The 12,051-nt window shown below is 44.9% G+C and carries 10 protein-coding genes and 1 pseudogene; 8 read left to right on the top strand and 3 right to left on the bottom strand.

Going from position 1 to position 12,051, the window contains the following annotated elements; genetic code table 11:
* Positions 1–101: 101 nt before the first annotated feature.
* From A3761_RS20275 to A3761_RS20245, 7 genes are all read left to right on the top strand, one after another.
* Positions 102–1,364, top strand: a complete 1,263-nt coding sequence (locus A3761_RS20275; protein ID WP_068633881.1) for an FtsX-like permease family protein — start codon at positions 102–104, stop codon at positions 1,362–1,364.
* A gap of 10 nt (positions 1,365–1,374) precedes the next feature.
* Complete coding sequence (locus tag A3761_RS20270; protein ID WP_068506877.1) at positions 1,375–1,932, top strand: DUF3299 domain-containing protein; 558 nt, start codon at positions 1,375–1,377, stop codon at positions 1,930–1,932.
* Between the two features lie 416 nt (positions 1,933–2,348).
* Complete coding sequence (locus A3761_RS20265; protein WP_068554235.1) at positions 2,349–4,013, top strand: cation diffusion facilitator family transporter; 1,665 nt, start codon at positions 2,349–2,351, stop codon at positions 4,011–4,013.
* Between the two features lie 25 nt (positions 4,014–4,038).
* Positions 4,039–4,938: a protease modulator HflC gene (hflC, locus tag A3761_RS20260; RefSeq protein ID WP_156490593.1), complete on the top strand. Its 900-nt coding sequence runs from the start codon at positions 4,039–4,041 to the stop codon at positions 4,936–4,938.
* Positions 4,922–5,812: a protease modulator HflK gene (gene hflK, locus A3761_RS20255; protein WP_068506873.1), complete on the top strand. Its 891-nt coding sequence runs from the start codon at positions 4,922–4,924 to the stop codon at positions 5,810–5,812. The genes hflC and hflK overlap by 17 nt, the downstream gene beginning before the upstream one ends.
* Before the next feature lie 170 nt (positions 5,813–5,982).
* Positions 5,983–7,866, top strand: coding sequence for an alkaline phosphatase PhoX (locus A3761_RS20250; RefSeq protein WP_068554231.1), 1,884 nt, complete (start codon positions 5,983–5,985; stop codon positions 7,864–7,866).
* 86 nt (positions 7,867–7,952) lie between these two features.
* Positions 7,953–9,632 carry a hypothetical protein gene (locus A3761_RS20245; RefSeq protein WP_068554229.1) on the top strand — a complete coding sequence of 560 codons (1,680 nt, stop codon included), beginning with the start codon at positions 7,953–7,955 and terminating at the stop codon, positions 9,630–9,632.
* 77 nt (positions 9,633–9,709) lie between these two features.
* On the opposite strand, the gene A3761_RS20240 is transcribed toward A3761_RS20245, so the two are convergent.
* The 3 genes from A3761_RS20240 to tmpT form a co-directional block, all read right to left on the bottom strand.
* On the bottom strand, positions 9,710–10,318 hold the full coding sequence (locus A3761_RS20240; RefSeq protein WP_068554227.1) for a Yip1 family protein: 609 nt from the start codon (positions 10,316–10,318) through the stop codon (positions 9,710–9,712).
* A 178-nt stretch (positions 10,319–10,496) separates the two neighbouring features.
* Positions 10,497–11,057, bottom strand: coding sequence for a bifunctional 2-polyprenyl-6-hydroxyphenol methylase/3-demethylubiquinol 3-O-methyltransferase UbiG (locus A3761_RS20235; RefSeq protein ID WP_068554225.1), 561 nt, complete (start codon positions 11,055–11,057; stop codon positions 10,497–10,499).
* 54 nt (positions 11,058–11,111) lie between these two features.
* Positions 11,112–11,753, bottom strand: coding sequence for a thiopurine S-methyltransferase (gene tmpT / locus A3761_RS20230; RefSeq protein WP_068553689.1), 642 nt, complete (start codon positions 11,751–11,753; stop codon positions 11,112–11,114).
* Between the two features lie 206 nt (positions 11,754–11,959).
* On the opposite strand from tmpT, the pseudogene A3761_RS25900 reads away from it, so the two are divergent.
* Positions 11,960–12,051 (top strand): annotated as a pseudogene (locus tag A3761_RS25900) (alkylphosphonate utilization protein); the annotation flags it as partial.

Here is a 12,051-nt window from a genome sequence, read left to right as displayed (position 1 = left end):
CACGATGCTGGCCTGGAAGCCGCTTTTGATCGCAGTATTCAGTTAGGCGAACTCAACCGCGCTTGCGAACAGTCTTCAAATAAAGGGCAGGAGGCCGTGTTATGAATTGGGCACTGCTGATGAAGCTAACGCTGAAAAGTATCCTCAACCGGAAATTTACCAGTGGCTTAACCTTGTTTAGTATTTGTATCAGCGTTTTTCTATTACTGAGTGTCGATACGGTGCGTAAAGAGGCTAAGCATAGTTTTACCAATACGATTTCAGGCACAGACTTATTAGTCGGCGCGAGAAGTGGTTCGGTGCAGTTGTTATTGTATTCCGTTTTTTGTATTGGCAATGCAACCAACAATATCGGCTGGGATAGTTATCAAAAAATCTCTTCACACAAGTCGGTTGCCTGGGCTATTCCAATTTCACTTGGGGACTCTCACAAAGGCTATAGAGTGATGGGCACCACGCAGGATTATTTCAAACACTACCGCTTTGCTGATGACAGAGGGCTGGACTTCGAGCAAGGGAAGCACTTTGACGGGGTTTATGATGCGGTGATTGGTGCTGAGATTGCGGAAAGCTTAGGCTATAAAATTGGTGATCAGCTGACCTTGGCGCACGGTGTTAACGATACCGGGTTCTCCCGGCATGATGATAAACCTTTTATACTAACTGGCATACTTGCCCGCACAGGCACGCCTGTTGATCGAACGATTCATGTTAGTTTGGAAGGTATTGAAGCATTACATATTGATTGGCAGTCGGGTACACAATCTCGGAACAAGGTCACTGCAGAACAAACGCTAGAAATGGATCTTCAACCAAAACAAATCACGGCATTTATGCTGGGCTTAAAGTCGAAAATGGAAATTTTCCGTATCCAGCGAGCGATAAACAAATACAAAAAAGAACCCTTATTAGCTGTATTGCCAGGCCTTGCTTTGGGGGAATTGTGGCAGTTAATTGGTGTGGCCGAAAAGGCTTTGCTGATTATTGCAGTCTTCGTTTTATTGAATAGCTTCGTTGGCTTATTAACGGGTATTCTTAGCAGTTTAAATGAACGTCGGCGCGAAATTGCGATTCTCCGTTCTTTAGGTTGCCGGCCGAACCAGATATTTGTACTGCTGGCCTCAGAGTCCTTGCTGTTTGCAGTGCTTGGGTGTGCGCTAGGGTTGGCGGTATTTTTCGGTGCTGTATTGATGAGTCAATCCTTATTGCAAGGCTATGGCTTAACGATATCGCTGACTAGCTTCGGTTCTGAGCAGCTTGCCTTGGTGGCAGCGGTCGTCGGTATGAGTTTGTTAATCGGCTGTATACCGGGCTATCGAGCCTATAAACAATCTTTAGCTGACGGCATGTCGATCAAACTTTAGGAGAAAGTAAATGAAGCTACTAAGAGTGCTTTTAGTTGTGTTGCTTGTTGTCTCTCCGCTTGCTTTTGCAATAGGGAAAGACACGTATAAAGAGATATCCTGGGATGATTTAATGCCCGAAGGTTGGGAGCCTCCGGTGCCACAAGAGCAGGAGTTTTTCGAAGGAGAGTCTTTCGAAAGCGGCGCCTTTGAAGGTGAGTCATTCGAGGGGCAGGCTTACGATGGGGACCTAAACCCAATACCTGCTCAGGTTCAGGAGCCTGCACCAGTCGTGAAATCTCTTGATCAACAGAAACTCAAGATTCCGGGTTATATTATTCCTCTCAAATTCACCGCTGACTCGGTGTCGGAATTCTTGCTGGTACCCTATGTAGGAGCTTGCATTCATGTACCGCCGCCTCCTGAAAATCAGATCGTTTATGTGACTTTAAAAGAGCCCTTAATGACTAGTGAATTTTGGACGCCTGTCTGGGTAAGTGGGGTAATGAAGGCGAAGTTGTCGATGACTGAATTTGCGACTGCGGGCTACCACATGACTGATGCCATCACCGAGGTTTATGAGTATTAAATAGATATTTAGGCCCAGAGTAAGAACGCCAGTTTTTACTCCGGGCGGTATGGCACTTACTTAAACTGAATTTCACTTTTTTACAGTGGGTGCCTAGAAAAACATTATTCCTCTGTGCAGCAAAGCGCTCTGTGCCCTCTGTGGTTAAGGGCCTTAATCTTGAAGATCAAGACACCAAAAATGAATCCACCACAAAGGACACAGAGCGGCCGATGGTCTGCACGGAGAAAACCAAAAGAAGGGCCCTTAAATGAATGGCTCTTATTTAATCTGAATTGCACCCTATAGATAAACATGTATTCAGATTGAAAATATGCTTAAGCAAGTGCCGTTCTACTCTGACTCCAAATAAACTGACACAAAATTGTCACATTTAGTTGAGAGACTCACCTTCTCTTTTGAACTAGGTGACCCTCTTGTTTTCAGATCGACGAATTCGTACATCGTTAATCGCTATTGTTGCAGACTTGATATTAACGGCCATCAAGTTAGTAACATCGTGGATAACAGGCAGTACAGCGCTACTTGCTGACGCTTATCACTCCCTGTCTGATATTTTGGTCTCGCTTACCTTACTTTGTGGCATCTGTATTCGCGTTTCTGTCGAGAAAGGGCGCTTATCCATTTCTGAAGAAAAAGCGCATCAGCTGGAATCTATTCTGGCGATCATAATGTCCTGCTTGATTCTTTACGTTCCGGTAGAAATTATTCAGGAAATAAAATCCCAAGAGGCAGAAGATTTACAACATTTATGGGTTGGCATCGTAGGTATATTGTTATGTATAGCGATTGCTTGGTTAATGTCTCGTTTAAAAACCTGGGTAGGTAAAGAAACTAAATCCATGGCTCTGGTGGCGGATGGTTATCATAGTCAACTCGATGTATTTTCTTCAATTGCGGTCTTGCTTTCATTGATAGGTACAATGATAGGTATCTACCTCGATGAGATTGTCGCAGTGATTATTGCTGTGATGGTTACGATAGCCGGCCTTGAGCTTTTGATTTCGGGTATTAAGAGTTTGCTTACCGGTGCAGAGCTGAAGCAAGTATCGTTGATGGATAAACTGATGGATATGCCGTCGGTTCAGCACCTCCAGCATCATTCTAAACAGCTTAGAAAACCTGCAAACCTGGCGATATTTGCTGCATTGCTGGGCACTGCTTATTTACTCAGTGGCTTTCGTATCGTACCTCACGGGCACGTTGCTTATGGCCACCTCCTGCATCATTTTGATAATGAGCACTTGTCTCCAGGTTTATACTATAAGGCTCCTTGGCCGCTTGGAGGGCTAGTCATTCTTCAAGACAGTAATATCTTGAGTGTTGATACCGATAGTGCCCGTAAGAATATAGAGCAAGAAAGTTCTGTTGCCAGCGGTCTGTGGCAAAACAAAATTGATGGAAAAAGTCCTCAGGTGAAAGGCGAAGGAGAGTTCTTCCTAAGCCGTGATGAAAACCTGGTCGATATTAATCTAAAGCTGCACTTCTCGCTGGAACCTTACCATCAGTTGTTGCTCGATCCGGCAGTTCAAAAGGATATTCTTGGCGGCTATGCAGAATCTGCTTTGCTTACGCTTGCGGCAGAGAACGAGTACCTGACTTTACTTAATGGGCCGAGAAAGCCTTTAGAGAGTCGACTAAATAAGCTGATACGTGAAGACCTATCTGCTTCCGGTTTGGAACTTCGTTACATTCGCTCTCATATCCAATCTATTAAAGCTCCTCCTAGTGTCGTCGATTCGCACTGGAAAAGATTCAATGCTTATCAAAAGATGCTAAAGGCTAAATTGAGTGCTGACTCCAAAAGCCAGGAAGATTTGGCGAATGCCAATGCAAAAGCCTTAGGAGAAGTTAATCGTGCTCAAGCAACGAAGACAGAACAAATAGAGCGTGCCGAGGGAGATATCAATCGATACTTGCCTTTGCAAAGTTTATTTCAGAACCAAACCGAAGCGCTTCATTATCAGAGCCGTCAAAATAACTTGGCAAAACAAGTTAAGGGTAAACAACTTACAGTGATAGACCCAAAGATTTCCAATCAGCAGCTTCGATTATGGTTACCGCAAAACGATCGTCGCTAACTTTCTAATACATGAGGTTAAGAGTGTGAAAAGAATTTCCTGGATTCTTGGAGTCCTGATAATCATGGTCTACCTGCTGACGACTTGTCTGGTAGTGGTGAAAGAAAATGAAGCTGCCGTCATTATGCAGTTTGGGAAACCTGTTCGCACCATCACTCAAGCAGGGCTAACGGTTAAATTGCCTGCGCCTATTCAGACCAAGGTATTTATGGATAAGCGAATGCAGTTACTTAAGCTACCTGCATCTGAATATGTGACAAGCGATCGTCGAAATTTAGTGATTCAGAGCTTCGCTTTATGGCGAATTTCAAAGCCTGAGCTTTTTCTGGGTAGTTTGCGTAATCTCGAAGTCGCCCAATCGAGGCTGACCGATCTGGTGACGTCTAATATCGGTGCTGCAATAGGTCATGCGACCTTGAGTGGCATATTCTCTACAAGGCCTGACAAATCCAGTTTGCGAAGCATATTTGAGGAAATTACTGCAAATAGTGCTCCGGTTGCCTTACAGGATTACGGTATTGAAGTGCTTGCTATTCGCCCGAACCGTTTTGGTTTCCCTAGGCAAAATGTTCAGGCTATCTATGACCGTATGATTGCAGAGCAAAAACGTATTGCTGCTCGCTATCGTGCCGAAGGTACTGAAGAGGCTGAAAAAATTAAGGCTGAATCTGAACGAGAGGTACGTGAGCTTTTGGCTAAAGCGCATCGAGAGTCGCAAACCATGTTGGGTGAAGGGGAAGCCAGAGCAACCGAAATATTTACCGAGGCTTATGCCCAAGACCCCGAATACTATCAGTTTCGAAAAAGCATGGATTTATACAAAGACATGATGGGCAACGATACGACCTTGGTTCTATCTAGTGAGTCACCACTCGTCCAGCGCTTGTTGGAGAGCCCCGGAGCGTCAGATGCATATGCTAAGTGATTTAAGAAATATACTCGCATCAAATAAGCATGTCTTGTGGGTGATCTTTTTAGGGCTCTTGCCGTTGATATATCTCTTAAGTGGCTTTTACTCTGTAGGGCCTGAGCAGCGTGGAATATTATTGCGATTCGGAAAGATAGTCGACGATCAGGTCTTGCCTGGCATGCATTATCATTTACCTTGGCCCATGGAGACGGTAGAGAAGATACAGGCGACTTCGGTACGCTCAATGGAACTGAACATGGTGGAGGAAACATCGGCGCCAATTCAGCGGGAACTGACAACGGGTGATCAGAACTTATTGGAGGTCAGTCTGATACTTCAATATACCATAGAGGAGCCTGGCATCTTTCGTACGCAGGCGCTCGACCCTGAAGCGCTGCTATTTGAAGTATCATCCGCTGAGGTGATCCAATATATCGCCAGCAAACCAATTAACGACTTGTTAACAACGGGTCGAATTCAATTTCAAAGCTATCTAAAGAACTCCATTCAACAGCAGGCACGGGACTTGAATTTAGGTATCAGGTTGACTGCGATCCAAATTAAAAAGCTGAAGCCTCCCGGTTCTATTAAAAAGAATTTTGATCAAGCAACGATCGCGAGAACGGAAAAAAGAAAAAGAGTTCAGGAGCAGAAAAGCATAAGAAACTCTAGAATGGCTCAAGCGCGAGGTGAGGCCAATGCCTTGCATCAATCTGCCAAAGCGACAATCGAAGAAGAAATACAGAAAGCCGAAGGTGCCAGTGCCAGCTTTATTAGTAATCTGAACGAATACCGCAAGAACCCAGACTGGGTGATGCAGCAATCTCGCTTAATAACGCTTAAGTCTCTATTAAGTGAATCTCGACTAATTGTGGTGCCCGCGTTATAGCGCTATAACGCAAGTGGCGCGGTGCGTTTTTATGTGGTTTTTCTGCTCTATATTGATGAAACCGTATTTTTTAATTCACATAAATGTCACTAAACTTTCACTTCCGCTCTGCAAACTTTCGCATGCAAAAAACATCTATTCTAAGATTTTTTATTTGAGGAAGAGTTACGATGAGTGTGAGTTCTAAGTTTACAAAAAGACCTTTAGTGTCGGCCATTTTTCTTGCAACCTTAGCGCTAGCAGGCTGTGAAGATGGTGATGATGGTGAGGCGGGTGCTGCAGGTGCAGCTGGTGTAGCAGGTGTTGATGGAACGAATGGTACTGATGGTACTAACGGTACAGATGGCGCTGATGGTGCAGACGGTAGCGATGGTATTTCTAACTATATTCCTATGGGGCTAAAGCGCTATGCAACAGCGCCAGTTGGTGCAGAATTCACCGGTATGTTCTTAAATACTGATGGCACATTATTCTTAAACGTTCAGCACCCAAGTTCTTCAAATACAACTGCTGACGCAGACGGCAAGATTTTTGACAAGGGCACTGTAGGTGTTGTTGTTGGTGAAGACTTCAATAACTTCCCGGCTAACTTTGCTGCCTTGGATGCGCCAATTGCAACTGCTGATAAAGAAGTGGTTATGACAGCAACAGGTCGTTATCAAGTTCTTGCTCAGCAAGAAGATACTTTGGTCGATGGCAATGAGATGGGTGATATTCTTGCTGCCGATGGCACGACTCTGATTAAGAGCTCTAATGACCCGGATTTTAACGGTGTTATCTCTGACGGTGGTACAGGCTTCTACCTATACACTAACTGGGAAGACCGCCCAGGAAGCATGAGCCGTATGAACCTAAGCAACCTTGGCGCAGGTGAGACGGGTTACCAAAATATATCTCTTGAAGGTATGTTAGATTTCTCTTCAGTTGATGGAACGTGGGTAAACTGCTTCGGTACTGTCAGTCCTTGGGGCACGCCTTTGACAGCAGAAGAGCTTTACTTTGATGACACGGCTGATTGGTTTGATGAATCATATCAATACTTCAGCAACCCTCAATCACTTGCTCAGTACTTGGGTTACCCAACTGACGGTTCTGGTGCATGGCCAAACCCGTACAAGTATGGCTACATTGTTGAAGTCGGTACGTCTAGCACTGCTGCAGACCCAGCGCTTGCAAACGTAGAACTAAATAAACTTGAGCTTCAAGGCCGCTTCTCTCACGAAAACAGCGTAGTGATGCCTGACCAGAAAACAGTATTCTTGAGTGATGACGGAACGGGTGTTGTGTTCTTCAAGTTTGTTGCTGATGCAGCAGGTGATATGAGCTCTGGTACTTTATACGCTGCGAAAGTCACTCAGACGAATGGTGTTAGCGATCCTTCTGAAGCTGCTTTTGCAATTGAGTGGATTGAGCTTGCGCACGGTGCTGAAGCTGATATCGAAGCTGCAATTGCTGAATATGATGCGGGCACACTTGCTAGCCCAAGCTATATTACTGATCAGCAAATCAATGATTGGGCTGAAGCTAAGCTTTCTCAGGATCTAGATGGCAGCGGTTCTGTTGCAGCTGATCCCTTTACTGATGACCGTCCTGCTTTCCTAGAGAGCCGTAAAGCAGCTGTTGCTTTGGGCGCGACGGGTGAGTTCCGTAAGATGGAAGGTGTTGTTATCAACTATGGTCTTGCAGATAACTGGTGGAATGCTGGTGCTGCTGATGGTGATCAGGCTTACATGTATATGGCTATGTCATCATTTGACAAAACAATGGCTGATGATGAAGGTGATATCCAGCTAGACGGCACTCACGGCCCATGCGGTGTGGTATATCGTATGACCTTGAAAGAAAACGCTGGCAACGTAGACGTTGATACTATGGTTCCTGCAATTGTAGGTGGCCCATACTACTCTGATCGTGATGTGAATGAGTGTAGTGTTAACAATATCTCTAACCCGGATAACCTAGCTGTAATGGACGACGGTCGTCTATTGATTGGTGAAGATACTGGGAATCATGAAAACAATGTTATCTGGGTATATGAAGATCCAGCACTGTAGTTTTCATTAAGTTAGTACTCTAAGAGTACTGTAAGGGGAGGGCGAATTGTTGCCCTCCTTTTTTCTCAGACACTAAAGAAATTCTTATGAAATATATTAACCTATTGGCCTTACTTGTTCTGATGAGTGCTTGTAGCAGTGATTCGAATACGAGCAAGAGCAACACACAAAATGACCCTGATGCTGAAACAGAGCTATTAGCGAGTCTTAATTTCCCGACAGAGATTAATGAGGGAACATCAGGTCAGCTTCGTGCGACGGAAGATGGCATTACCTATAACAAAGAAGCGATTGTCCCTCCTCAGTGTTATACCAAACATGAAGCAAAGCACAATCCATGTATGGCTTGTCACCAGACACATCCTTTTGGCTCCAGCACAAACTATATGGCCGATGGCGTATTACAGGCAGAATATGCTTTCTCTGATGTTGGGGTGACCAATCATTGGAAGAACTTGTTTGAAGATAAGACTGAAAAGGTTGGTCAGATCTCAGATCAAGAGGTTATTGATTACATTAATACGGATAACTACACGCCTTTAATTGAGCAATTAGAAGCAAGTTCGGATTGGGAAGGCCCTATCCCAAAACTTGTAAATTTACAGCAAGGCGCAGATGCTTTTGACGACGAAGGCATTGCCAAAGACGGCAGCTACTGGGTCGCATTTAATTACAAACCTCAACCTAGCACCTTTTGGCCAACAAATGGCTCTACAGATGACGTAATGGTGCGCTTACCTGAAGAATTCAGAGCGGCTGCCGAGAGTTGTACTAACGATACCAGTGCTTATTCACGAGATACTTATTTAGCTAACCTTGCGATTATGGAAGCGGCGATTAAAAACCTGGATTCAGTATCCTTGCCACAAGTTGATGAGCGCGTATTTTGTACCGACTTGAATAATGATGGTCACCTTGGTGTGATTTACGAAATCGATAGACCCGCTTTCTATGTGGGGCAAGCGTCTGATGTAGCGGTCGTACCAATGCTTTACCCTGAAGGTGTTCAATTCCTTCATACTGTTCGTTATGTAGGCGTGTCAGCTGATGGTGATATAGGTGTGTCACCACGAATGAAGGAAGTGCGTTACATGCGCAAATTCAAATTGTTTGATGAGCCTGATTTGATTTCCATGTATGGCAACGAGCGACAAGAAAAGATTGATGAAATATTGCCGAAGTATATCAATCGTGGTGATCATGGGCTTGATAACAGCTTTGGCTGGATGATTCTGGGCTTCATAGAAAATGCCGACGGTTCAATGCGTAGACAAAGCTATGAAGAACATAACTTCTGCATGGGTTGTCATACCTCGATTGGCAGTACGATAGATCAGACTTTTGCATTTCCACGGAAGGTTACAGGCTCTGAAGGTTGGGGCTATATTAACTTGAAGGGCATGAAAGATGCGCCGGTAATGGGTGATACCGAAGGTGAAATCCTGGACTACCTAAAGCGAGTTGGTGGTGGCGATGAGTTTCGTGAGAACGGTGAAATGCTAGAGAAATGGTTTAATGAAGACGGGACAGTTAAGGAAGAAGAGGTGGTTGCCGCCGATGTATATGAGCTGCTAACGCCTTCTGTTCGTCGAGCACTTGATTTAAACAAAGCCTACATGACCATTGTTGCTGACCAGGACTTTATCCATGGTCGAGACGCGAACATTACGCCGGTGACAAATGTTTATAAGGAAGTGGACCCGGATACTGCGCCGACGCTACCAGCAGATAAACAGCGTATGAAAGATATTCGTTTGCAGTGGTAAGTGGCATATGAAATGAGAAGGGGGCTTAATATAAGTCCCCTTCTGCGTTTTGGTATTTCCTTTTTAGTGTTTGCCCTTTAACGCGTGACAAACTCTGGGCCAGCGCCCATGCTCCAAATAATGACGGTGCCGATTAATGTTGTCACCAGATAAACCAGAGAAACTGTTAATATCGCACCGACAAAGAAGAAGGCTTGATCCTGGGATATCTTCAGTACATGAGGTAAACCGTCATACATCAGGTAAGCTGCATAACCCGCTGCTGCGAGGAAAATAGCAGCATTCACCCAAGGCTCTGGGTACAGTGGTGCTAAACCAGCTAGGAACAGAGGCGTGCAGGAGTAAGCGACGAGTGCTATTCCGTTCGCGGCAAACTCATCATGGCCACTGCCATAGTTGCGAGACATCCAGTCAATCATAAAGCCAATAAAGTAAATGCCCGCGACCATGGCGACATAAGTCAAAATACTGAGCGTCATTGCACTCGATTGAGAAAGGTAAACTAACTGGCCTTCACCCACTTGCCAACCATATTGAGTGGTTGAAATGTAGGCGCATACTGGGGCAATCAAGGCGAGAAGGCAGATATAGGCGGCCATCTTAAGCGGGCTTGAATGTTCTTTTCTTATTGATTCCCACTCTTCATCGGGGTGTGTGAACATTCCAGGGACATGACTTAATAACATACGGTAAACCTCTATTGATCATTATTGTTTTTTAGGAGTTACTGCGCTGTCTATTTCTTAGACAGTTTTATTATAGGCCAGTCAGGGTTCAGAAGCTTAGATCTCTTTGCACTTAAAAAACGACGTGTACTTCCCCTTTGTTCTTATGAACTCCGCTTTTGAGTGAGCGTAGGAAGGCTTACACTTTGCGAAACAGATAATCATCCATATAACTTTCACCTCGTTGAATGGAGGCGAAATGCTCGAGTTCCAGGTGCTCGTTTATATTTCTGAGTTCACCTGGCTCTAGGCAGAAGCGACGGGAAAAGCCGTTTTTCTCATGATGGGTGAGGTTAAAGGTGCTCAAAAGTAACTTTCCACCGGGGCGTAACAGTGCGATGAACAGGGGCCAATAATGAGGCGCTGGTTTAAAGTGCGTCATCACGATGTTATCAAACGTCTCTAGCTCGTTTAGTTGTTCTGGGTGATCGAGGTCTAAGGTATAAGTGCTTACTTCTAGGTTTTTCTCTTGTGCGAAGGTGTTCAGTCGATCCAGGGCGACTTCTGATATGTCGGCAGCCGATACAGTAAAGCCTTTCGCGGCTAGGAATAAGGCTGCTGCACCGTCGCCACTGGCAATATCAAGCACACTGCCGGGTAGGAGCTGGTCTAAAGCCTCCTCGATAAAAGCGGGTGCTTTCGCTTGAATCATCGGGCGCTCGCTAAAGCGCTTATTCCAGCGAGCTTGGTCTTCTTTCATGGTCTTCTCTTTCTAGTGAGTAGGCTTGCTAACAAGAATAAAAGGGCTGAGGGTTTAATTCTCGCCCTCAAGTAGCCAGACATATTCAGTGATAGGAAAGGCTGCTGAAAACTTGTCTGAAACCTTCGTGCTATCAAGGGGCCGCAAGTTGTAATGCTGTGCGTAGTGTTGCTGCAACTCTTCTTCGCTAACTGAAAAAGGCGGTCCACCCATTAGGCTCTGATCATACTGATAGCAAACCACTAGCTGAGGCGTTCCAGCAACCAGAGTGTTGAGGTGTGAGGCATATTGCTTGCGCATCTCTACAGGCAAAGCAACTAAACTGCCACGGTCAAACACAGCGTCAACCTGGCCAAGCGTTTCTTTATCGACACTGAAGAAATCACCGACTAGTATGTCTACATTCTCAGCATGATAGCGTTTAATTTGCCCCTGGGTGCTCACTTCTGGCCGAACGCCCATTTCATCGAAAAGTTGTTGTATGGCCAACTCGCTTAACTCGATGCCAACAACCTGAAATCCCTTAGAGGCTAGCCAAGGAATATCGAGAGTTTTCCCACATAAAGGTAAAAGTATTCGTTTACCGGGGGCGAGCTTGAGCAAGTCGAGGTGTTTTACCAAGTTAGGGTTTGCTTCACTTTCATGAAAGCCGATGGTGTTGTTTTTCCAACAATTGAACCAAAAATCGGATTGCATAGAGATACCTGGGATGAGCTTAGGAAGGTTAAGTATTTTAACGCTGTCTAGCGCTTAGGCAAGTGTAACTAAGTGTCGACATAAAAGGATCTTACTTATTTAGAAGATTCTAAATGCTAATTGGTAGATAATAACACTTTAAAGCTTGCTCCCAGGGCAGGCTGATTCATTGTTAGATTCATGTTGAAACCTAAAAGAGAATATCTATGCCTAATTGCCCGAAGTGCGATTCTGAATACCCTTATGAAGACGGCCCTAGTTTTGTTTGTCCTGAGTGCGCCCATGAATGGCCCATTAA

The sequence above is a fragment of the Oleiphilus sp. HI0123 genome (assembly GCF_001635315.1).
The sequence above is the reverse complement of the archived record's forward strand: the minus strand, read 5'-3'. Positions and strand labels throughout refer to the sequence as shown.